Origin of the sequence: Faecalibacterium prausnitzii, from assembly GCF_003287405.1 — a bacterium.
Taxonomy (GTDB): Bacteria; Bacillota; Clostridia; order Oscillospirales; family Ruminococcaceae; genus Faecalibacterium; species Faecalibacterium intestinale.
The window spans coordinates 77,095-96,879 of the sequence record NZ_PRLD01000006.1 but is presented as its reverse complement, the minus strand read 5'-3'; the positions used below and the strand labels follow the sequence as shown (position 1 = coordinate 96,879).

The window sequence follows — 19,785 nt, the reverse complement described above, 5'->3', positions numbered from 1 at the left end:
GGTTAAACGATGGAAGAACGTAATCTGAGAAAGACCCGCGTCGGCGTCGTCGTGTCCGACAAGATGGATAAGACCATCGTGGTTGCCGTTAAGGATAGCGTGCAGCACCCCCTGTACAAGAAGATCCTGAAGCGTACCGTGAAGTTCAAGGCTCGTGACGAGCAGAACGAGTGCGGTATCGGTGACCGTGTTGAGATCATGGAGTGCCGCCCCCTGAGCAAGGATGTGCGCTGGCGCCTGGTCCGTATCGTTGAGAAGGCAAAGTAATCTTTGCCCGCTGCTTTGAACAGTTTGAAAGGAGATATCTGATATGGTTCAGATGCAAACTTATCTCAAAGTTGCCGACAACACCGGTGCCAAGGAGCTGATGTGCTTCCGTGTGCTGGGCGGCACCCGCAAGAGATACGCAAACATTGGTGACGTCGTGGTCTGCTCTGTCAAGAAGGCAGCCCCCGGCGGCTCCGTTAAGAAGGGCGACGTCGTCAAGGCTGTCATCGTGCGCAGCAAGCATGGCGTGCGCCGCGACGACGGTTCCTACATCCGTTTTGATGAGAACGCCGCCGTTATCGTTATGGCCGACAAGAACCCCAAGGGTACCCGTATCTTTGGACCTGTTGCTCGCGAGCTGCGTGATGCCGGCTACACCAAGATCCTGAGCCTGGCTCCGGAATCGCTGTAAGGAGGTTTTAAAAATGAATAATCTTCATGTTAAAACCGGCGACAACGTGATGATCATCAGCGGCAAGGACAAGGGCCACACTGGTAAGGTCCTGCAGGTCAGCCCCGCTGAAGGCAAGGTCATCGTTGAAGGCCAGAACATGGTTACCAAGCACGTCAAGCCCCGCCGTCAGGGCGAGCAGGGCGGCATCGTTAAGGCCGAGGGCGCTATCTACGCTTCCAAGGTCATGACCGTCTGCCCCAAGTGCGGCAAGGCCGTGCGTGTGGGCCACGTTGAGAAGGACGGCAAGATGGTTCGCGTCTGCAAGAAGTGCGGCGCTGAGCTGTAAGAAAGGAGTAAGGAACAATGGCTCGTTTGAAAGAACAGTATGTCAATGAAATTGCTCCTGCTCTGAACTCCAAGTTCGGTTACAAGAGCGTTATGCAGATCCCCAAGCTGGACAAGGTCGTCATCAACGTTGCCTGCGGCGAAGCCAAGGAAAACGAGAAGATCCTGGAAGCAGTTATGAAGGATCTGGGCCAGATTACTGGCCAGAAGGCAGTCGTCTGCCGTGCCAAGAAGAGCGTTGCTAACTTCAAGCTGCGTCAGGGCACCCCCATCGGCTGCAAGGTCACCCTGCGTGGTGAGCGTATGTACGAGTTCGTGGATCGCTTCTTCAACGTGGCTCTGCCCCGTGTGCGCGACTTCCGCGGCATCAACGGCAACGGCTTTGACGGCCGCGGCAACTTTGCCTGCGGCATCAAGGAGCAGATCATCTTCCCCGAGATCGACTTCGAGAAGGTCGATGCAGTCCGCGGCATGGATGTCTGCTTCGTCACCACCGCAAAGACTGACGAGGAGGGCAAGGAGCTGCTGAAGGCTCTGGGCGCTCCGTTCGCAGAGAACAACTAAGGGAGGAGATTTGTAAAATGGCTAAACTGTCTATGAAGCTGAAGCAGTCTCGTCCTGCTAAGTTCTCTACCCGTGCATACACCCGCTGCCGCATCTGCGGCCGTCCCCACTCCGTGCTGCGCAAGTACGGCGTGTGCCGTGTGTGCTTCCGTGAGCTGGCCTACAAGGGCGAGATCCCGGGCGTGAAGAAGGCTTCCTGGTAATTTACCAGAGGGCTGGATAGAATGTCGGATATCCGCCCCGGGGCAAACAACTTGTTTCGGGGCGGTATCATTATAAAACAAATGAGAGCTAATCTAAGGAGGTTAGTGGCAAATGCAGATTACTGATCCTATCGCGGACCTGCTGACTCGCATCCGCAACGCTAGCACTGCCAAACACCCTTCTGTGGAGATCCCCGCTTCCAACATGAAGAAGGCTATCTGCCAGATTCTGGTTGACGAGGGCTACATCAAGGGTATGCAGGTCAAGAACGACACTGTTCAGGGCACCATCGTTGTCACCCTGAAGTATCAGGCAAACGGCGAGCCCGTTATTGCCGGCCTGCGCCGTGTGTCCAAGCCCGGCCTGCGCATCTACACCAACTGCGAGGATATGCCCAAGGTCATGAAGGGCCTGGGCACCGCGATCATTTCCACCTCCAAGGGCATCATGACTGACAAGGCTGCACGTGCTGAGCACGTCGGCGGCGAAGTCCTGGCCTACGTGTGGTAAGAAAGGGGTAAAAGACAATGTCGAGAATTGGAAGAAAACCCATCGTCATTCCTGCCGGTGTCACTGTCACTGTCGATGAGGCAGCACACGCTGTCACCGTCAAGGGCCCCAAGGGCAGCCTGAATTCCAACTATCATCCCCTGATGACCGTTAAGGTCGAGGGCAATGAGGTTTTGGTTACCCGCCCCAATGACGAACCCAAGGCCCGCAGCCTGCACGGCCTGACCCGTACCAACATCGCCAACATGGTGAACGGTGTTGTGAACGGCTACGAGAAGAAGCTGGAGATCGTTGGCGTTGGTATGCGCTGCCAGAAGCAGGGCTCCAACCTGGTCATGAACCTGGGCTTCTCTCATCAGGTGAACGTCCCCGATACCGAGGACTGCACCATTGTGTGGCAGGATCCCAACCACTTCTCTGTTACCGGTATCGACAAGCAGAAGGTCGGCCAGTATGCTGCAGAGATCCGCGCCAAGAAGCCGCCTGAGCCGTACAAGGGCAAGGGCATCCGCTACGCTGGCGAGGTCGTCAAGCACAAAGAAGGCAAGGCCGGTAAGGGCAAGAAATAAGGTAAGGAGTGAAAGACAATGGTTAAGCAGATCGACAAGAACGAAGCTCGTCTTCGTCGTCATCGCCGCGTTCGCAACAAGATCAGCGGCACCGCAGCACGTCCTCGCCTGGATGTTTTCCGCTCCGCCAAGCACATCTACGCTCAGATCATCGATGATGAGCAGGGCGTTACTCTGGTGTCGGCGTCCACTATGGACAAGGACTTCAACGGCAACGGCGGCAACGTCGAGGCCGCTGCTGAGATCGGCAAGAAGGTTGCAGCAAAGGCTCTGGAAAAGGGCATCACCGAGGTCGTGTTCGACCGTGGTGGCTACGTTTATCATGGCCGTGTTAAGGCCCTGGCTGATGGCGCCCGTGAGGGCGGCCTGAAGCTGTAATGAGAGGAGGAAACACATTATGGCTATGAGAAACCGTGAAGACGACGGCATGATCACCAAGGTTGTGTCTATCAACCGCGTTTCCAAGACTGTCAAGGGCGGCCGCATCATGAAGTTTGCTGCTCTGGTTGTCGTTGGCGACGGCAAGGGCACCATCGGCTACGGCATCGGCAAGTCCGGTGAAGTTCCCGAGGCTATCCGCAAGGGTGAGGCCGCTGCCAAGAAGAATATGCACAAGGTTGCCCTGAAGGGCACCACCATCCCCCACGAGATCGTCGGCAAGTACGGCGCAGGCGCTGTTCTGCTCAAGCCGGCTGCACCCGGTACCGGTATGATCGCCGGCGGCCCCGTGCGTGCCGTCATTGAGGCTGCTGGCATCAAGGACGTTCGTGCGAAGTCTATGCGTTCCAACAACCCCATCAACGTTGTTGCTGCTACCTTTGCAGGTCTGTGCGGTCTGGTCAGCGCCGAGTCTGTCGCTGAGAAGCGCGGCAAGACCGTGAAAGAAATTCTGGGTTAAGGAGGTAACTAACCATGGCAGATAAGATGCTCAAGATCGAGCTGAAGAAGAGCCTGATCGGCCGCGGCGCTAAGCAGATCGCTACCGCTGAGGCTCTGGGCCTGAAGAAGCCGGGCGACGTTACCGTTCAGCCTGACAACGCCGCTACGCAGGGCAAGATCGCAAAGATCGGCTTCCTGCTCAGCGTCACCGAAGCCTAATAGCAGGGGGTATACGCACAATGAAGCTTCATGAATTGCACGCCAGCAAGGGCGCCAATAAGGCTGCAACCCGCAAGGGCCGCGGCATTGGCTCCGGCAATGGCAAGACTGCCGGCTTCGGCAGCAAGGGCCAGAAGGCCCGTTCCGGCGTGAAGCACGCTGGTTTCGAGGGCGGTCAGATGCCTCTGGCACGCCGCCTGCCCAAGGTTGGCTTTAACAACATCTTTGCTACCCAGTACGCCATCGTCAACGTGGCTGACCTGGAGGCTGCTTTCAATGCCGGCGATGTCGTCGATACCGAGGCTCTGAAGGCTAAGGGTCTGGTCAAGAAGACCCTGGACGGCGTTAAGGTTCTGGGCAACGGCGAGCTGACCAAGGCTCTGACCGTGAAGGCCGCAGCCTATTCCGCTTCTGCCAAAGAGAAAATCGAGAAGGCAGGCGGAAAGGCTGAGGTGATGTAAGGTGTTCCAGACATTCCGTAACGCATGGAAGATCCCCGAGCTTAAAAATCGTCTTCTGTTCACGCTGGCGATCCTCGTGGTTTACCGTCTTGGCTGTGCCATCCCCGTGCCGTTCGTTTCCGGCTCTGCTCTGACGCAGATGTTTGCAAACGGCGATATGCTCTCGTACCTCAATATGATGAGCGGCGGCGCACTGGCAAGATGCACGCTCTTCGCGTTAGGTGTGACACCCTATATCAACGCCTCTATTATTGTGCAGCTGCTGACTGTAGCCATTCCTTCGCTGGAAAATCTGGCAAAGGAAGCGGACGGCCAGCAGAAGCTGCAGCAGATCAACCGGTACGCCGGTGCCGTGGTCGCACTGATCATGAGCATTGGCTACTACTTCGTGATCCGCAATATGGGTGCACTGAAGTATGTTTCCGGCGCAGTCGGCGTGTTCGCCGCTGTGGTCATCATCGCTACCTTCGTTGCAGGTGCTCAGCTGATCACCTGGGCGGGCGAGCAGATCGATGACAAGGGTATCGGCAACGGTGTTTCCCTTCTGATCTTCGCTTCCATCGTTTCCAACTGGTCCTCGCTGTACACCTCTGTGACGGGTCTGATGACCCGCGCAGCGGCTGGCGAGCCTCAGTTCTATATCCTGCTGCCCGTTCTGGTAATTCTGGCACTGGTCGCTGTGGTCTTTGTGGTGGTCATGACCAACGCAGAGCGCCGCATCACCATCCAGTACGCCAAGCGTGTGGTGGGCCGGAAGCAGATGGGCGGCCAGAACAGCTACCTGCCCCTGAAGCTGAACATGAGCGGCGTCATGCCCATCATCTTCGCTTCGGCTCTGGTGTCCATCCCGGGCACTATCGGCAGCTTTTTGCAGATCGATCAGACCGCTCACCCGGTCTGGTATGCGTTCTTCCATACCTTCAACTACACCTCTTGGCTGTACGTTGTGATCTACCTGCTGCTGATTTTGGCATTCAACTACTTCTATGTGGCCATCCAGTACAACCCTGTTGAGATCGCCAACAATCTGCGCCGCAACAACGGCTCGATCCCCGGCTTCCGTCCCGGTAAGCCGACCAGCGATTTCATCACCCGCACCCTGAACAAGATCACCCTCATCGGTGCCATCTTCCTGGCTGCGGTGGCTGTACTGCCGATCATTCTGGGCAACCTGACCGGTATGAGCATTCAGCTGGGCGGTACCAGCTTGCTGATCGTGGTTGGTGTGGCACTGGATACCACCCGCAGCCTCGATAGCTTTATGACCATGCGCAACCACAAGGGTTTCCTTGGCTGATCTGAAGCAATAAAGATGTAAGAAAGCACTGGAAAGGAGAGTACGCTCATACTTTTCAGTGCTTTTTTGCTTTTGTACGTATGTTTCTATCATGTGGCATATAAGAAAGGAAGCGATCCTATGAATCTGATCCTGTTGGGCGCACCCGGCGCAGGCAAAGGCACGCAGGCCGAGATCATCTGCGCAAAGCTGAACATCCCTTCCATCAGCACCGGCAACATCCTGCGCGCTGCTGTCAAGGAGGGCACCGAGATGGGTCTGAAGGCCAAGAGCTTTATGGACGCCGGTGCTCTGGTACCCGATGAAGTCATCATCGGCATCCTGAAGGAGCGTCTGGCACAGGCTGACTGCGCCAACGGCTTCATTCTGGACGGCGTGCCCCGCACCATTGCGCAGGCAGAGGCCATCGAGACCATGGGCATCCGCATCGACAAGGTGCTGGAACTGCAGGTTGAGGACAGCGTGATCGTGGAGCGCATGAGCGGCCGCCGCGTCTGCGAGAAGTGCGGCGCAAGCTACCACATCCTGAACAAGAAGAGCAAGGTGGAGGGCGTCTGCGACCTGTGCGGCGGCAAGACCGTCATCCGCAAGGACGACCAGCCCGCAACCGTGCTGGATCGTTTGAAAGCCTACCATGAGCAGACCGAGCCGCTGGTGGAGTTCTACCGCACCCGCGGCAAGCTGGCAGAGATCAAGTTCTGCCCCTCCATCGAGGAGACTACGGCTGAAGTCATGAAGGCTTTGGAGGCATAAGCGTGATCCAGATCAAAAATGCAAAAGAGCTGGACGGTATGCGCCGGGCAAACGCCCTGAGCGCAGCTGCCCTGAAGTACGGCGGAGAGCACATCGAAGCAGGCATGACCACTTGGGAGCTGGACAAGCTGATCTACGACTTCATCGTGAAGCACGGCGGCATCCCCAACTTCAAGGGTCTGTACGGTTTTCCCGGTACAGCCTGCATCAGCCTGAACGATACCGTCATCCACGGCATCCCCTCTCACGATATCGTCATCCGCCCGGGTGACATCGTGAGCATCGACACCGGTGCCAAGGTGGACGGCTTCAACGGCGACAACGCCTGCACCTACGCGGTGGGCAAGGTGGACTTGGAAGCCCAGCGCCTGCTGGAAGTGACCAAAGCTTCTCTGTACAAGGGTATTGAGCAGGCCGTGGCGGGCAACCGCATCGGTGATATCGGCTACGCCGTGCAGAGCTACTGCGAGGACGCGGGCTTCTCTGTGGTGCGTGACTTTGTGGGTCACGGCACCGGCAAGGAGCTGCACGAGGACCCCGAGGTGCCCAACTACGGCCATCAGGGCCGCGGGCCCCGTCTGGTGCCCGGCATGACCATCGCCATCGAGCCGATGATCTGCCAGGGCGACTACAAGATCAAGCAGCTCAGCGACGGCTGGACTGTCAAGACCAAGGACGGCGGGCTGGCTGCTCACTTTGAGCACTCCATCGCCATCCTGAAGGACCGCACCGAGATCATGACCCGCAGCTGGGATGACCCGGATTTTGACCCGGCCACCTTCAGCCTGAAGTAAGCAACCATTAAAAGGAGCCGCTGCACAGACGATGTGCGGCGGCTTCTTTTGCGTATGGAGCATTCTTGTCGCAGTTGCTTTTTGGTTAGCGGGCTCGCCCTCTCAGTCAAAGCCTGTCGGCTTTGCCAGCTCCCCCAAAGTGGGAGCCCTTGGCAGTTCACGCAGACTGCATCTCTTTGCCAAGGCCTCTCCCTTTGGGAGAGGTGGATTTGCGTAGCAAAGACGGAGAGGGCGAGCCCACTGTCCTTGCGCGAGATCCGTTTTTCTCTCCTCCCTCCTGCAATTTGTGCAATTGTGACAACTTTTCGTGAAAAAGTTTCACCTTCACGGTGGAGAACCGCGAAAGGAGGACGGGACGGAAAAGAGCTTTTACACAGAATAATTTTTTATCGGAAATACGGAAAAAACCTCTTGCAAATTGACAACAAAAGGTGTATAATCTATAAATGGCTGTGGAAGCCAGATACTTCCTCGACGGACAGGCTTAGTCTGCCCGTTTTGCGGATTTTGTGCCGCAGGAGATGAAGTATGTGGCGCTCATCGCCACCTGTCCGTCTGGGGATCGGCGTGAAAGCTCCCCGAAAGAGAAGCGGCAAACTGCACAAAAACGGGCGCAGGCACGGAAGAATGCAGTGCTTTCTGTTTTTAGGGGCGGGAGCACCGGTGCTCAATTATGACAAACTGAGCAGATCCAATGAGGAGGCAAATAGCTTGTCTAAAGAAGACGTCATCGAGATCGAAGGCATTGTGCGTGAAGCCATGCCCAACGCCATCTTTAAGGTGGAAATGTTGAGCGAGGATAAGAACACCGGGAAGCTCACTCCCAGCGGTCACATCCTCTTAGCGCACATCTCCGGCAAGCTGCGGACCAATTTCATCCGTATCCTGCCCGGGGACAAGGTAACCGTGGAAATGTCGCCCTATGATCTTTCTAAGGGCCGCATCACCTGGCGCTCCAAATAAGCGTCAGGGCATCAACCAAAAGGAGGTTCAACATCATGAAGGTCAAGCCTTCCGTGAAACCCATCTGCGAAAAGTGCAAGGTCATCCGCCGCAAAGGCCGCGTGATGGTCATCTGCCAGAACCCCAAGCACAAGCAGCGCCAGGGCTAATTCGGGCGCCTGGGGGTCAAGTGCGTAGAGTCCCGGCGCAGACCCCGACACTGACATGGGATGATTTTTGGAGGAAACTACTATGGCACGTATTGCCGGCGTTGACCTGCCCCGCGAGAAGCGCGTTCAGGTGGGTCTCACCTACGTTTATGGTATCGGCCAGACCACTGCTAACAAGATCCTGGAAGCAACTGGCATCAACCCCGATACCCGCGTCAAGGATCTGACTCTGGACGAAGAGGCTAAGATCCGTGACTACATCGATCAGGCAAACATCCTCGTTGAAGGCGACCTGCGCCGCAACGTGGCTCTGGACATCAAGCGTCTGGTCGAGATCCAGTCCTTCCGTGGCACCCGCCATCGCAAGAATCTGCCCTGCCGCGGCCAGCGCACCAAGACCAATGCTCGTACCTGCAAGGGTCCCAAGCGCACTGTCGCAAACAAGAAGAAGTAAGGAGGATTTGAGAAATGGCAAGTGCAAATAACGCCAAGAAGGGCGCAAATGTCCGCATGAAGCGGAAAGAGCGCAAGAACATTGCTGCTGGTCAGGCTCACATCCAGTCTACCTTCAACAATACTGTCGTTACTATCACCGACCTGCAGGGTAATGCAGTGTCTTGGTGCTCCTCCGGCTCCCTGAATTTCCGCGGCAGCCGCAAGAGCACCCCGTTCGCAGCTCAGTCCGCTGCCGAGACCGCAGCCAAGACTGCGATCGAGCACGGCATGAAGACTGTTGAAGTTTACGTCAAGGGCCCCGGCGCTGGCCGCGAGTCCGCTATCCGTGCGCTGCAGGCTACCGGTCTGGAAGTCACCCTGATCAAGGACGTGACTCCCATCCCCCACAACGGCTGCCGTCCCCCGAAGCGCCGTCGTGTCTGATCGAAGGAGGAAATTGAATTATGGCAAAGAATACGCAGCCTATCGCAAAGCGTTGCAAGGCCCTGGGCATTTCTCCTGCGGTCATGGGCTATGCAAAGAAGAATACCACCCGCAACTCCAACGGCAACGTCCGCAAGAAGCAGTCTGAGTACGCATCTCAGCTGAAGGAGAAGCAGAAGGTCAAGTTCATCTACGGCGTTCTGGAGAAGCAGTTCCACAACGCTTACCTGAAGGCAGAGTCTCGCCCCGGCAAGACCGGTGAGAACCTGCTGCAGATCATGGAGTGCCGTCTGGACAACGTCGTGTTCCGTCTGGGCTTTGCTCAGACCCGCCGCGATGCTCGTCAGCTGGTGTCTCACGCTCACTTCACCGTCAACGGCAAGAAGGTCAACATCCCCTCTTACCAGGTGAAGGCCGGCGATGTGATCGAAGTGCGCGAGTCCAGCCGCAGCTCTGCAAAGTTTGCAAAGCTGACCGGTGCCGAGGCTCCCGTCGTGGCTCTGCCCGCATGGCTGAACCGCGAGACCGGTTCTCTGAAGGGCGTTGTCGCTAAGCTGCCCGAGCGCAGCGATATCGACTACGAAGTCGCAGAGCACCTCATCGTCGAGCTGTACTCCAAGTAATCCATTAAGAAGGCGGTGCCTTCCTTTTGGATGGTACGCTTTCGCATTCTTTTTTGAAAGAATTCAATAATGGGCCGGTGGAAACACCGGTTTGACAAGGAGGGCATAGATATGATGGAGATTGAACGTCCCAAGATCGAAACGGCAAGCCTGTCCCCGGACGGCCGCTACGGTAAATTCGTGGCAGAACCTCTGGAGCGTGGCTTTGGCATCACACTGGGCAATAGCCTGCGTCGTGTGCTTCTTTCCTCTCTGCCCGGTGTCGCCGTGACCAGCGTCAAGATTGACGGTGTGGTCCACGAGTTCTCCACCATTGAGGGCGTCAAGGAAGACGTTACCGAAATTGTCCTGAACCTGAAGGGTATTGCTGCAAAGCTGTACACCGATGGTCCGAAGACAGTGCGTGTTGAGGCAGTTGGTCCCTGTGAGGTCACTGCTGACAACATCAAGCAGGGCGACGACATCGAAATTCTGAACCCTGAGTGGCACATTGCAACTCTGGGCGAGGGTGCCAAGCTCGTTATGGAGCTGACTTTCGACAAGGGTCGCGGCTATGTGCCCGCAGAGCGCAACAAACAGGCTATCATCGAGAAGAACGATATCAACACCCTTCCCGTTGACAGCATTTACACCCCTGTGCTCAAGGTGAATTATAACGTCGAGAGCACCCGTGTTGGACAGGCCATTGATTACGACAAGCTGACCATTGAGGTTTGGACCGATGGCACGATCAACGCACAGGAGGCCGTTTCTCTGGCTGCCCGTGTGCTGACCGAGCACCTGAACCTGTTCGTCAACCTGTCGGACGAGGCCGCCGGCGCTGAGATCATGGTAGAAAAGACCAACGACGACAAGGAGAAGGCTCTGGAGATGACCATCGAAGAGCTGGATCTGAGCGTGCGTTCCTTCAACTGCCTGAAGCGCGCAGGCATCAACACGGTGGAAGATCTGGTCAGCAAGAGCGAGGACGAGATGATGAAGGTCCGCAACCTCGGTCGCAAGAGCCTGGAGGAAGTCATGGCAAAGCTGGACTCCCTCGGTTTCAAGCTGAACACGGATGACGAATAACTAAAATAATTTAAGGAGTGAAACGGGATGCCCGGTACCAGAAAGCTCGGTAGAACCAGCGACAGCCGCAACGCTATGATGCGCGCTATGGTTACCTACCTGTTAGAGAATGGCAAGATTGAGACCACTGTCACTCGCGCTAAGGACGTTCGTTCCATGGCCGAGAAGATGATCAGCCTTGGCAAGGCCAGCGACCTGCACACCAAGCGTCAGGTCTACGCCTACATCACCAAGGAAGATGTTGCAAAGAAGCTGTTTGACGAGATCAGCCCCAAGTACGCTGACCGCAACGGCGGCTACACCCGCATCATCAAGATCGGCGCTCGCCGCGGCGATGCAGCTGAGATGGCAGTTCTGGAGCTCGTCTGATCCTGCTCTGACTGTTTGATACAGTAACAAGAGAAACCATTGCACAGCTTTGTGCAGTGGTTTCTTTTTTTGCAACTTATTGCAAAAGTGCGTGGGACGTTCTCTTTTGACACCAAAAGAGAACCGGAAAAGTGCATTGCGCTCCGCGGGGTGACTTTCTGCTTGTTTTCAGCGTGCAAAGACGCTCCGCTGGGCCAGAGGTAGGGAGGGGTGTTCCGACTCCCCCCTCCCTACCTCTGGACTCCACCCACCCCGCAACGGGTCAAGGGCTGCACGCCCTTGACGATCCTAAAGAAGTGGGCTACACCGGAAAAAACTGAAGATTCACGCCTGTTCGGCGTGAAGATCTTTTAACCGTTTTTTCCGGCTCCGCCGATTTAAAGCCCCTCAGTCGCTGCGCGACAGCTCCCCCAAGGGGGAGCAGGCACGCCCGCAAGCTTTGCGTTTTAGCCGGAAACTGTACCGCCATGCCAAAGGCTCCCTCTCCGAGGGAGCTGGCAAAACCGTCAGGTTTTGACTGAGGGAGTTCAGCCTGTTGAGAGCCTGCCGCAAATTTCCCCGCAGCGCCGCGCTTTCGCAGAAAGCGGCGCTGCAAATGCCATTTTCCTTTACGACCCCTCCCGTGAAAAAGTAGTTTCGAAACGCCCGCAGGCGTTTCGAAACTACAAATAAAAATAATCTTTCCGCTGACTATGCGCAGAGCAACGCGGCGCGCATTTAAAATCGTCCCACGCGTAAGCGCCAGATATGCCCACCCCCTTTTTTGTGTCCGCAAAGTGTGGTATACTGAAAATAGCTTTTTATGCTCGGAAGGAGGTTGACCGGTATGAACAGAACCCGCAGGCTGCGGCTGGTGCTGTGCACGCTGCTGTGCTTTGTGCTGTGCAGCTGCCAGACAGTGCTGCCGGCCAACGAAAAGGCACAGGTAGAGGAACTGCTGCGTGCCCCGAAGCTTTCCGGCGATTACGGTGCGCTGCAAACTGCCCTGAACGACTGGCTGGGTGAGAGCGCCCAGCTGAAATATCCCATTCAGGGCGAGCTGCTTTCTCCCTTTGTGCTGCAGGATCTGGATGGCGACGGCCAGCAGGATGCGGCGGTGCTGTATACCACCGCCCAGACAGCCAACGTCTGCATAGCCATTTTGCAGCGGGATGATGCCGGAAGCTGGCAGGTGCGCCAGAGCGTGGAAGGCCTTGCCGAAACGGTGGAGAACGTCAGCCTTGCTCAGCTGCAGGATACAGACAGCTGCCAGCTGGTGGTGGGCTATACCGCTGCCCAGAATGACCACTATCTGGCGGTGTACTCTTATCAGGACGGCACTCTGTCCACCATTCTCGAGCAGCAGTACGAGCAGTATCTGGTGGAAAATATCACCGGCGGCAGCAGTCAGGATCTGATCCTGATGTCCACGCAGGAGGACGGCAGTGTGCAGATCGAGCTGCTGACCGCAGACCGGGAGGGCAGCTTCCGGCAGGTGGCGGTCAACGGCCTTTCCGCAGATAAGTTTTCCGGCTGCGCTTCGGTGGCGGCGGGTGCAGGCGCAGACGGGCGGCATTATCTGGTGCTGGACGGCTGGACCGGCATTTCCGGCAACAATCTGGCTTCGGTGCTGTTGTGCTACGATGAGAACAGCCAGCAAATGGTGCCCGCCACAAGGATCAGCAGCCAGCGGCTGTATAATGCTTCTCTGCGCAACGTGCCCACGCTGGTCAGCCGGGATCTGGACGGAGACGGCATCGTGGAGATCCCCACCCAGCCGGACGAGGCGGGTCTGCTGAACCTGAGCCAGAGCCGTCGCATGGATTTTATCGTCTGGATGGACTACACCAGCAGCCACCCGGAAAAAAGCTTTGGCCTGCTGGACGAGGAGACCAACTGTTATATCGAGCTGCCCGCCGAGTGGGAGGGCAACCTGAAACTGACCGACAGCGAGGAATATGACGGTGCAGTGGAGCTGCGCACCGTAGACGAGGATGAGCTGGTGCTGACGGTACGGCTGGCAAGGACCTCGGCAAACTCCACCGGCTGGACAAGGCTCGGCGTGGTGGCGTCCCGTCAGCTGCAGGCCAGAATGGGCCCGGACGTTTTGCTTGCCGACACAAACTATCGCCTTTCCAAGGCGTTGTATCTGCTGAATTAAGGAATGGAGGATGCTGCATGGTACGAGTGCTTGTTGTAGAAGATGAAACCAATATCCGCGATATGATCGCCCTGAACCTGCGCCATGCGGGGATGGAGGTGGTGGAGGCTGAAAGCGCCGAAGCCGCCCTGCCGCTGCTGGCGCAGAAACCCGGCTGCGATGCCGCCATTCTGGACGTGATGCTGCCGGGCATGAACGGATTCTCGCTGTGCGAGACCATCCGCCGCACCGACCAGCAGATCGGCATCATCATCCTCAGCGCCAAGGGGCAGGAGCAGGATAAGATCCGCGGGCTGTCCATCGGCGCAGACGATTACATGACCAAGCCTTTCAGCGTCAGCGAGCTGCTGGCGCGGGTGGAAGCGCTGTGCCGCCGGGTCATCCGCACCAAGGAAGGGGAGAACCGGGAGAATACCCCGCTGGGCACTTTGACCAGCGGCGAGTTTGTGTTGGACGAGAACCGCCGCGTGCTGCTGAAAGCCGGTCAGCCCATTGAGCTGACGCAGGTGGAGTTCCAGATCATGGAGCTGTTTTTCCGCAATCCGGGCACCGCGTTGGTGCGTGAAAAGATCCTGAAAGGCGTCTGGGGCGAGAACTACTTCGGCGACGTAAAGATCGTGGATGTGAACATCCGCCGCCTGCGCATGAAGGTGGAGGACGAGCCCAGCCACCCCGCCCACATCATGACCGTGTGGGGCTATGGCTACCGGTGGGAAGAATAAAACCTGCCCCCTCAGGCGCGCTTGCTATAAAAACTCCCCCAGTCATCGCTGCGCGATGCCAGCCCCCTCTGGGATGGGGCCTTTGGCATGGCGGAAAGCTTTCCGGTCAAAACGTAAACCTTCCGGCTGCGCCAGAGGCTCCCTCTCCGAGGGAGCTGGCAAAACCGTCAGGTTTTGACTGAGGGAGTTCGTTCTAAATCTCACCGAAAGGAGGACACTGTTATGCGAAGCGGTATCACCCGCCGCTGGCTGCGGGGCAATCTGCTCATCACCGTACTGGTGGTGCTGCTGGCCGAAGCAATGTTTCTGTACAGCTATACCCGCAGCTACTACGGCAGTGTGCAGCAGATCATGTACCGGCGGTTCTCCTCGGTGACCGGTCAGCTGAAAATGTATACCGGCGATACCGCCCAGAGCGCGGCGGTCAGCCGCAGTCTGGCGCTGCGGCGCATGGTGGAACAGTTTGCCGATAAGGATAAATACGAGTTCATGCTGCTGGACAGCTACGGCAGCGTGATCGCCTCCTCCAGCGGTACGGACGCGGAGGGCATCGTCAGCAGCAGGGACTTTGAACAGGCGCTCGGTGCGCCGGATGGTCTGGGCGTGGCGGTGTACCGCACCCAGTCCGGCGAGATGGTCATGGCGGCCTGCTCGCTGGTGCCCTACGACGCCGAGGACGTGGCGGCTCTGCGGCTGGTCACCAGTCTGGCGCTGGTGGAGCGGCAGGTCAAAAACGCCGTCATCGTCAGTGTGTTCCTTGCGGTGGCAATCCTGCTGTTCACGGTCATGTCCGGACTGTACTTTGTGCGGGGCATCGTGGTGCCGCTGGGGCAGGTGGAGCGCACCGCCGCCGGCATCGCCCGGGGCGAACTGGATGTGCGTCTGCCCCTGACCGGCGACCCCCACGACGAGGTGGACCGGCTGCGCGGCACTATCAACCAGATGGCTGAGGGTCTGGAAGAGACCGAGAAGATGAAGAACGAGTTCATCAGTTCGGTGTCCCACGAGCTGCGCACCCCGCTTACCTCCATCCGGGGCTGGGTGGAGACCCTGATGACCTTGGACGACCCCACCGACGAGAACTATCGCAAGGGGCTGGAGATCATCAACAACGAGACCGGGCGGCTGAACAATATGGTGGAGGAACTGCTGGATTTCAGCCGCCTGCAGAACGGACGCATCCGCATGGAGTGCCGCCCGCTGGACTTGGTGGCAGAGCTGACCGATGCGGTGCTCTTCTGCGAGGCACGCATCCGGCAGGAGGGACTGCTGCTCCACTACACCGAGCCGGAGGAGATGATCCCCGTCTACGCCGACCCGGACCGTCTGCGGCAGGTGTTCATCAATATTCTGGATAACGCCATCAAATACTCCGCCCCCGGCGGGCGCATTACGGTCAAGCTGTGGGCAGGGGAGTACAAAGCCTTTGTGGAGATCATCGATCAGGGACGCGGCATTCCGCCGGAGGATCTGGAAAACGTAAAGACCAAGTTCTACAAGGGCAGCAACTCGGTGCGCGGCAGCGGCATCGGTCTGGCGCTGGTGGATTCCATCATGACCGCGCTGGACGGCACGCTGGATATCAAGAGCACCCTCGGGCGCGGCACGGTGGTCACGCTGGGTCTGCCGCTGTACCATAAGGCGTGAGCAGCGCCATAAAAAGCAATTTTCTGGATGAAGGCTTCCCCCGGACGGGGGAAGGCTTTTATCTCAGGTCAAGTGGTATCATTTGATTTTCGTACAGCAGTGCCACGGACTACAGATTTTGTCACATTTGTGTGCTAGAATGAGCTTTGCGCGGGGATATGCCCCGGATAAAATACAAAAAAGACCGTCCTATGCCGCAAGCGGCAGGGACGGATATCGGGAGAAGCCAATGAATCAACCTAAAAAGGAACGCTTTAAGACCAGCGTAGGCGGGCAGGCACTGATGGAGGGCATCATGATGCGCGGCCCCAAGCAGATGTGCTGTGCCGTGCGCAAGCCGGACGGCACCATTGAGACCAAGCTCGACCCCACCCCCACCCATGGGGTGTGGACGAAGATCCCGCTGGTGTGCGGTGCCATTGCCATGATCGAAAGCATGATCGTGGGCTACCGCTATATGATGTACTCGGCACAGGTAAGCATGGGGGATGACTACGACCCCGCCGAGGAGGAGACCGCCTTTGAAAAATGGGTGGGAGAGCATCTGGGCGAGAAAGCCGAGAACGCGTTGCTGACCGTTGCTGCGGTGCTGGGCGGTCTGCTGGCGATTTTGCTGTTCACCGTGCTGCCCACCTTCCTTGTGGGCGGGGTGAACCGTCTGCTGCCGCTGGGGCGCTGGGGCAAGGTGGTGCTGGAAGCGGTGTTGAAGGTGGCCATCTTCCTGACCTATATGGTGGGCATCTCTAAAATGAAGGAGATCCACCGGGTGTTTGAATACCACGGCGCAGAGCACAAGACCATTGCCTGCTACGAGGCGGGCGACCCGCTGACCGTGGAGAACGTGCGCAAGTACACCCGCTTCCACCCCCGCTGCGGCACCAGCTTCCTCATTCTGGTGGTCATCGTCAGCGTGTTCTTGTACAGCGTGCTGCCGTGGGGCAGCATCGGTCTGCGGGTGGTGTGCAAGCTGCTGCTGCTGCCGCTGGTCATGGGCATCAGCTACGAGCTGCTCAAGTGGTGCGGCCGGTCGGATAACATTGCTACCCGCATCATCCGTCAGCCGGGCATCTGGGTGCAGCATCTTACCGTCTTTGAGCCGGACGACAGCATGATCGAGGTAGCCATTGCCGCCATCACCCCCGTGCTGCCCGAAAACCCGGAGGAAGGCAAATGGTAAACGAAGCAATGCTCCCCCGCACAGCGGTGCGGGAGGTGGAACAGCGGCTGACCGCCGCAGGCTGCCCGGACGCGGATTTTGACGCGCGGGAGCTGTTCCGGCTGGCGACCGGGCGGGACGTGCGCCTTTCCGACCGTTCGCTGACCGCAGAGCAGGCGGCGGCGCTGGAAGCCCTCTGCACCCGCCGCGCCGCGCGGGAGCCGCTGCAATACCTCTGCGGCAGCTGGAGCTTTTTAGACTTTGAGTTGGCGGTAGGCCCCGGGGTGCTCTGCCCCCGGGCAGATACCGAGGTGGTGGCGCAGGCCGCCGCCGAGACCCTTGCGGGCATCGAATCGCCCCGGGTGCTGGATCTCTGCGCCGGGACAGGCTGTCTGGGGTTGGGGGTCAAGCGCTTCTGCCCCGCCGCGCAGGTGACCTGCGTGGAAAAAAGCCCTGCGGCCTTTGTCTATCTGGAAAAGAACGCCCGCTGCGCGTTGAGCGGACAGGGCAGACAGACCGAGAACGTGCTGGAACCCTCTGCGCTTGAACAGGCAGATGCCCCGGCCTTGGACTGGGGCCCGGCGCTGAACGCGCTGCGGGCAGGCAAAAAGCCTGCCTACGCGGTGCAGCCGGTGCAGGCAGACCTGTTCACCTACTGGGAAACCCTGCCGGAGGGGCAGCTGGAACTCATCGTCTCGAACCCGCCCTACCTGACCGCCGCCGAGATGGAGCAGCTGCAGCCCGAGGTGGCGCAGGAGCCTGCTATGGCGCTGGAAGCCGGGGAGGACGGCCTTGTATTCTACCGGGCGCTGGCGCAGCACTACCAAAATGCGCTGTGCCCCGGCGGGGCGCTGGTGTTGGAGATCGGCTGGCAGCAGCGGGAAGCTGTAAGCGCCCTGCTGGCAGAGAACGGCTGGGCAGACATCCGCTGCATACAGGACTTTGGCGGCAACGACCGCTGTGTGATCGCCCATCGCGCAAAATAAATTGGAAAAAACAAACAACTTCTTGTTGTAATATTTTGATTTTGTGTTATACTAAGAAGGAAAGCGAAGGACAGCCCGCCCTCTGCGGGCCCAAAGGATAAAAGGAGCAGCAGGCTATGGCAAAAAATCAGAACAACAACGTTGCACCGGCCACCCAAAAGACCGAGCCGGAAGCCAAGAAGGACGCGCTGGCTACGGCGCTGGCGCAGATCGAAAAGCAGTTCGGCAAGGGTGCCGTCATGAAGCTGGGCGACAACGCCTCCATGCAGGTGGATGCCATTTCCACCGGCAGTCTGGGGCTGGATCTGGCGCTGGGCGTGGGCGGTGTGCCGCGCGGCCGCATCATCGAGGTGTACGGCCCGGAATCCAGCGGTAAGACCACGCTGGCACTGCACATCCTTGCCGAAGCCCAGAAGAAGGGCGGCGAGGTGGCCTTTATCGACGTTGAGCACGCACTGGACCCCACCTATGCCGAGGCGCTGGGCGTGGATATCAACAACCTGCTGGTCAGCCAGCCGGACACCGGCGAGCAGGCCATGGAGATCTGCGAAGCGCTGGTGCGCTCCGGCGCCATCGACGCCATCGTAGTGGACTCGGTAGCCGCCATGGTGCCCCGCGCCGAGATCGAGGGCGAGATGGGCGACAGCCATGTGGGTCTGCAGGCACGTCTGATGAGTCAGGCCATGCGCAAGCTGACCAGCGTCATCGGCAAGACCAACACGGTCTGCGTGTTCATCAACCAGCTGCGTGAGAAGGTGGGCGTCATGTACGGCAACCCGGAGGTGACCACCGGCGGCCGCGCCCTGAAGTACTACGCCTCGGTGCGTATCGACATCCGCCGCGTGGAGGGTCTGAAGGACTCCTCCGGTCAGTTCATCGGCAACCACACCCGTGCCAAGATCGTCAAGAACAAGGTGGCTCCGCCGTTCCGTGAAGCCGAGTTCGACATCATGTTCGGTGAGGGCATCTCCAAAATGAGCGAGCTCATTGACGTGGGCGTCAAGCTGGGCATCGTGCAGAAGAGCGGCGCATGGTTCAACTACGGCGATATCCGTCTGGGTCAGGGCCGCGACAACGCCAAGCAGTTCCTGAAGGATAACCCCGAGATCGCCAATGACATCGAGGGTCAGATCCGCGCCAACGCCGATAAGCTGTACGCCACCCGCCGTCCGGCCGGCCGCGCCGCAGCCGCCGCAGCGGAAAAGCCCGCCGACCCTGCCGCCGCAAAAGAGCCGGTGGTCAAGGCACCCGCCCGCAGCAGCGAGAGCGAGCTGGATATCATGGTGGAGGACTAAATGGCCTTCTACCGCCGCCGACCCCGCCCGGATGCGGAAAAGTGTGCAGACCCCGCCAAGGCGCGGGCGAGTGCGCTGGAAACGCTGGCCGGGCAGGAGGTCTCTGCCAATATGTTGTATGAGCGGCTTTGCCGCCGCTATACCGAGCAGGCCGCTGCCGCCGCTGTGGCGGAGATGGTGCAGCTGGACTATGTGAACGATGCCCGCTACGCCGAAGCACGGGCGCACAGTCTGCTGGCTGCCCGCAAAAGCCGCCGCGCCGCCGCCCAGAGCCTGCGCCAGAAGGGGCTTGCCCCCGCCGAGGTGGCAGGTGCGCTGGAAGCGGTCTACGCCCCGGAGGACGGCGGCGACGACCCGGAGCTGGAAGCCGCCGCCGCGCTGGTGGACAGCCGCTACCGCAAAAAGCTGGCCATCGGCCGTCGCGACCTTGTGGTGGCGGCGCTGCAGCGCCGCGGCTTTGCCTACCCCGTCATCAAAGAAGCCATCCGCAGGGTGGAGGAGGAAGGGTAGAGGCAGTAGACGGGAGATGTTC

Annotated in this window: 28 protein-coding genes; all 28 read left to right on the top strand. The window is 58.7% G+C overall.

Going from position 1 to position 19,785, the window contains the following annotated elements:
* Positions 1-9: 9 nt before the first annotated feature.
* A complete protein-coding gene (rpsQ, locus tag C4N24_RS07595) occupies positions 10-267 on the top strand; it encodes a 30S ribosomal protein S17 (RefSeq protein WP_005921877.1) in 258 nt (85 codons plus the stop codon).
* Positions 268-310: 43 nt separating this feature from the next.
* On the top strand, positions 311-679 hold the full coding sequence (gene rplN / locus C4N24_RS07590) for a 50S ribosomal protein L14 (RefSeq protein ID WP_005921875.1): 369 nt from the start codon (positions 311-313) through the stop codon (positions 677-679).
* Between the two features lie 13 nt (positions 680-692).
* Complete coding sequence (rplX, locus tag C4N24_RS07585) at positions 693-1,007, top strand: 50S ribosomal protein L24 (protein WP_112090934.1); 315 nt, start codon at positions 693-695, stop codon at positions 1,005-1,007.
* Positions 1,008-1,024: 17 nt separating this feature from the next.
* Complete coding sequence (gene rplE, locus C4N24_RS07580; RefSeq protein ID WP_112090933.1) at positions 1,025-1,570, top strand: 50S ribosomal protein L5; 546 nt, start codon at positions 1,025-1,027, stop codon at positions 1,568-1,570.
* A gap of 17 nt (positions 1,571-1,587) precedes the next feature.
* Complete coding sequence (locus C4N24_RS07575; protein WP_005921866.1) at positions 1,588-1,773, top strand: type Z 30S ribosomal protein S14; 186 nt, start codon at positions 1,588-1,590, stop codon at positions 1,771-1,773.
* 112 nt (positions 1,774-1,885) lie between these two features.
* On the top strand, positions 1,886-2,284 hold the full coding sequence (gene rpsH / locus C4N24_RS07570) for a 30S ribosomal protein S8 (protein WP_005921861.1): 399 nt from the start codon (positions 1,886-1,888) through the stop codon (positions 2,282-2,284).
* A gap of 17 nt (positions 2,285-2,301) precedes the next feature.
* Complete coding sequence (gene rplF, locus C4N24_RS07565) at positions 2,302-2,853, top strand: 50S ribosomal protein L6 (protein ID WP_112090932.1); 552 nt, start codon at positions 2,302-2,304, stop codon at positions 2,851-2,853.
* An 18-nt stretch (positions 2,854-2,871) separates the two neighbouring features.
* A complete protein-coding gene (gene rplR / locus C4N24_RS07560) occupies positions 2,872-3,231 on the top strand; it encodes a 50S ribosomal protein L18 (protein WP_005921856.1) in 360 nt (119 codons plus the stop codon).
* Between the two features lie 19 nt (positions 3,232-3,250).
* The gene (rpsE, locus tag C4N24_RS07555) at positions 3,251-3,751 is read left to right on the top strand and encodes a 30S ribosomal protein S5 (protein WP_005921854.1); all 501 of its coding nucleotides are present in this window, start codon (positions 3,251-3,253) and stop codon (positions 3,749-3,751) included.
* 14 nt (positions 3,752-3,765) lie between these two features.
* Positions 3,766-3,951 (top strand): 50S ribosomal protein L30, encoded by a 186-nt coding sequence (gene rpmD / locus C4N24_RS07550; RefSeq protein WP_005921851.1) that lies wholly within the window; start codon positions 3,766-3,768, stop codon positions 3,949-3,951.
* Positions 3,952-3,971: 20 nt separating this feature from the next.
* The gene (gene rplO / locus C4N24_RS07545) at positions 3,972-4,412 is read left to right on the top strand and encodes a 50S ribosomal protein L15 (protein WP_097779113.1); all 441 of its coding nucleotides are present in this window, start codon (positions 3,972-3,974) and stop codon (positions 4,410-4,412) included.
* A gap of 1 nt (position 4,413) precedes the next feature.
* On the top strand, positions 4,414-5,709 hold the full coding sequence (secY, locus tag C4N24_RS07540; protein WP_112090931.1) for a preprotein translocase subunit SecY: 1,296 nt from the start codon (positions 4,414-4,416) through the stop codon (positions 5,707-5,709).
* A gap of 120 nt (positions 5,710-5,829) precedes the next feature.
* On the top strand, positions 5,830-6,462 hold the full coding sequence (locus tag C4N24_RS07535) for an adenylate kinase (protein WP_005921841.1): 633 nt from the start codon (positions 5,830-5,832) through the stop codon (positions 6,460-6,462).
* A gap of 2 nt (positions 6,463-6,464) precedes the next feature.
* Complete coding sequence (gene map, locus C4N24_RS07530; protein ID WP_097782922.1) at positions 6,465-7,256, top strand: type I methionyl aminopeptidase; 792 nt, start codon at positions 6,465-6,467, stop codon at positions 7,254-7,256.
* 711 nt (positions 7,257-7,967) lie between these two features.
* Positions 7,968-8,219 (top strand): translation initiation factor IF-1, encoded by a 252-nt coding sequence (gene infA / locus C4N24_RS07525; RefSeq protein ID WP_005937979.1) that lies wholly within the window; start codon positions 7,968-7,970, stop codon positions 8,217-8,219.
* 35 nt (positions 8,220-8,254) lie between these two features.
* Positions 8,255-8,368: a 50S ribosomal protein L36 gene (rpmJ, locus tag C4N24_RS07520; protein WP_005921832.1), complete on the top strand. Its 114-nt coding sequence runs from the start codon at positions 8,255-8,257 to the stop codon at positions 8,366-8,368.
* 82 nt (positions 8,369-8,450) lie between these two features.
* Complete coding sequence (rpsM, locus tag C4N24_RS07515) at positions 8,451-8,822, top strand: 30S ribosomal protein S13 (protein WP_005921827.1); 372 nt, start codon at positions 8,451-8,453, stop codon at positions 8,820-8,822.
* 14 nt (positions 8,823-8,836) lie between these two features.
* The gene (rpsK, locus tag C4N24_RS07510; protein WP_005921825.1) at positions 8,837-9,247 is read left to right on the top strand and encodes a 30S ribosomal protein S11; all 411 of its coding nucleotides are present in this window, start codon (positions 8,837-8,839) and stop codon (positions 9,245-9,247) included.
* A gap of 20 nt (positions 9,248-9,267) precedes the next feature.
* Positions 9,268-9,870: a 30S ribosomal protein S4 gene (gene rpsD / locus C4N24_RS07505; protein ID WP_005921823.1), complete on the top strand. Its 603-nt coding sequence runs from the start codon at positions 9,268-9,270 to the stop codon at positions 9,868-9,870.
* A 111-nt stretch (positions 9,871-9,981) separates the two neighbouring features.
* A complete protein-coding gene (locus C4N24_RS07500) occupies positions 9,982-10,938 on the top strand; it encodes a DNA-directed RNA polymerase subunit alpha (RefSeq protein WP_015537248.1) in 957 nt (318 codons plus the stop codon).
* A gap of 27 nt (positions 10,939-10,965) precedes the next feature.
* Positions 10,966-11,307 (top strand): 50S ribosomal protein L17, encoded by a 342-nt coding sequence (gene rplQ / locus C4N24_RS07495; RefSeq protein WP_005921819.1) that lies wholly within the window; start codon positions 10,966-10,968, stop codon positions 11,305-11,307.
* An 826-nt stretch (positions 11,308-12,133) separates the two neighbouring features.
* Positions 12,134-13,447, top strand: coding sequence for a hypothetical protein (locus tag C4N24_RS07485; protein WP_112090930.1), 1,314 nt, complete (start codon positions 12,134-12,136; stop codon positions 13,445-13,447).
* 17 nt (positions 13,448-13,464) lie between these two features.
* Entirely contained in the window at positions 13,465-14,169 is a 705-nt protein-coding gene (locus C4N24_RS07480; RefSeq protein ID WP_112090929.1) for a response regulator transcription factor, read from the top strand.
* Between the two features lie 222 nt (positions 14,170-14,391).
* A complete protein-coding gene (locus C4N24_RS07475) occupies positions 14,392-15,816 on the top strand; it encodes a sensor histidine kinase (protein WP_112090928.1) in 1,425 nt (474 codons plus the stop codon).
* Positions 15,817-16,045: 229 nt separating this feature from the next.
* The gene (locus tag C4N24_RS07470; protein WP_112090927.1) at positions 16,046-16,993 is read left to right on the top strand and encodes a DUF1385 domain-containing protein; all 948 of its coding nucleotides are present in this window, start codon (positions 16,046-16,048) and stop codon (positions 16,991-16,993) included.
* Positions 16,987-17,958 (top strand): N5-glutamine methyltransferase family protein, encoded by a 972-nt coding sequence (locus C4N24_RS07465; RefSeq protein WP_112090926.1) that lies wholly within the window; start codon positions 16,987-16,989, stop codon positions 17,956-17,958. Before C4N24_RS07470 ends, C4N24_RS07465 begins: the two co-directional genes overlap by 7 nt.
* A 116-nt stretch (positions 17,959-18,074) precedes the next feature.
* Positions 18,075-19,253: a recombinase RecA gene (gene recA, locus C4N24_RS07460; RefSeq protein ID WP_112090925.1), complete on the top strand. Its 1,179-nt coding sequence runs from the start codon at positions 18,075-18,077 to the stop codon at positions 19,251-19,253.
* Positions 19,254-19,763: a regulatory protein RecX gene (locus tag C4N24_RS07455; protein WP_112090924.1), complete on the top strand. Its 510-nt coding sequence runs from the start codon at positions 19,254-19,256 to the stop codon at positions 19,761-19,763.
* The last annotated feature ends 22 nt before the right edge of the window (positions 19,764-19,785 follow it).

What these genes read in the sequence shown, in the direction of transcription:
- rpsQ (WP_005921877.1), top strand. Translation starts at nt 10, where the DNA reads ATGGAAGAACGTAATCTGAGAAAGACCCGCGTCGGCGTCGTCGTGTCC.
- rplN (WP_005921875.1), top strand. Translation starts at nt 311, where the DNA reads ATGGTTCAGATGCAAACTTATCTCAAAGTTGCCGACAACACCGGTGCC.
- rplX (WP_112090934.1), top strand. Translation starts at nt 693, where the DNA reads ATGAATAATCTTCATGTTAAAACCGGCGACAACGTGATGATCATCAGC.
- rplE (WP_112090933.1), top strand. Translation starts at nt 1,025, where the DNA reads ATGGCTCGTTTGAAAGAACAGTATGTCAATGAAATTGCTCCTGCTCTG.
- C4N24_RS07575 (WP_005921866.1), top strand. Translation starts at nt 1,588, where the DNA reads ATGGCTAAACTGTCTATGAAGCTGAAGCAGTCTCGTCCTGCTAAGTTC.
- rpsH (WP_005921861.1), top strand. Translation starts at nt 1,886, where the DNA reads ATGCAGATTACTGATCCTATCGCGGACCTGCTGACTCGCATCCGCAAC.
- rplF (WP_112090932.1), top strand. Translation starts at nt 2,302, where the DNA reads ATGTCGAGAATTGGAAGAAAACCCATCGTCATTCCTGCCGGTGTCACT.
- rplR (WP_005921856.1), top strand. Translation starts at nt 2,872, where the DNA reads ATGGTTAAGCAGATCGACAAGAACGAAGCTCGTCTTCGTCGTCATCGC.
- rpsE (WP_005921854.1), top strand. Translation starts at nt 3,251, where the DNA reads ATGGCTATGAGAAACCGTGAAGACGACGGCATGATCACCAAGGTTGTG.
- rpmD (WP_005921851.1), top strand. Translation starts at nt 3,766, where the DNA reads ATGGCAGATAAGATGCTCAAGATCGAGCTGAAGAAGAGCCTGATCGGC.
- rplO (WP_097779113.1), top strand. Translation starts at nt 3,972, where the DNA reads ATGAAGCTTCATGAATTGCACGCCAGCAAGGGCGCCAATAAGGCTGCA.
- C4N24_RS07535 (WP_005921841.1), top strand. Translation starts at nt 5,830, where the DNA reads ATGAATCTGATCCTGTTGGGCGCACCCGGCGCAGGCAAAGGCACGCAG.
- rpmJ (WP_005921832.1), top strand. Translation starts at nt 8,255, where the DNA reads ATGAAGGTCAAGCCTTCCGTGAAACCCATCTGCGAAAAGTGCAAGGTC.
- rpsM (WP_005921827.1), top strand. Translation starts at nt 8,451, where the DNA reads ATGGCACGTATTGCCGGCGTTGACCTGCCCCGCGAGAAGCGCGTTCAG.
- rpsK (WP_005921825.1), top strand. Translation starts at nt 8,837, where the DNA reads ATGGCAAGTGCAAATAACGCCAAGAAGGGCGCAAATGTCCGCATGAAG.
- rpsD (WP_005921823.1), top strand. Translation starts at nt 9,268, where the DNA reads ATGGCAAAGAATACGCAGCCTATCGCAAAGCGTTGCAAGGCCCTGGGC.
- C4N24_RS07500 (WP_015537248.1), top strand. Translation starts at nt 9,982, where the DNA reads ATGATGGAGATTGAACGTCCCAAGATCGAAACGGCAAGCCTGTCCCCG.
- rplQ (WP_005921819.1), top strand. Translation starts at nt 10,966, where the DNA reads ATGCCCGGTACCAGAAAGCTCGGTAGAACCAGCGACAGCCGCAACGCT.
- C4N24_RS07485 (WP_112090930.1), top strand. Translation starts at nt 12,134, where the DNA reads ATGAACAGAACCCGCAGGCTGCGGCTGGTGCTGTGCACGCTGCTGTGC.
- C4N24_RS07480 (WP_112090929.1), top strand. Translation starts at nt 13,465, where the DNA reads ATGGTACGAGTGCTTGTTGTAGAAGATGAAACCAATATCCGCGATATG.
- C4N24_RS07475 (WP_112090928.1), top strand. Translation starts at nt 14,392, where the DNA reads ATGCGAAGCGGTATCACCCGCCGCTGGCTGCGGGGCAATCTGCTCATC.
- C4N24_RS07470 (WP_112090927.1), top strand. Translation starts at nt 16,046, where the DNA reads ATGAATCAACCTAAAAAGGAACGCTTTAAGACCAGCGTAGGCGGGCAG.
- C4N24_RS07465 (WP_112090926.1), top strand. Translation starts at nt 16,987, where the DNA reads ATGGTAAACGAAGCAATGCTCCCCCGCACAGCGGTGCGGGAGGTGGAA.
- recA (WP_112090925.1), top strand. Translation starts at nt 18,075, where the DNA reads ATGGCAAAAAATCAGAACAACAACGTTGCACCGGCCACCCAAAAGACC.
- C4N24_RS07455 (WP_112090924.1), top strand. Translation starts at nt 19,254, where the DNA reads ATGGCCTTCTACCGCCGCCGACCCCGCCCGGATGCGGAAAAGTGTGCA.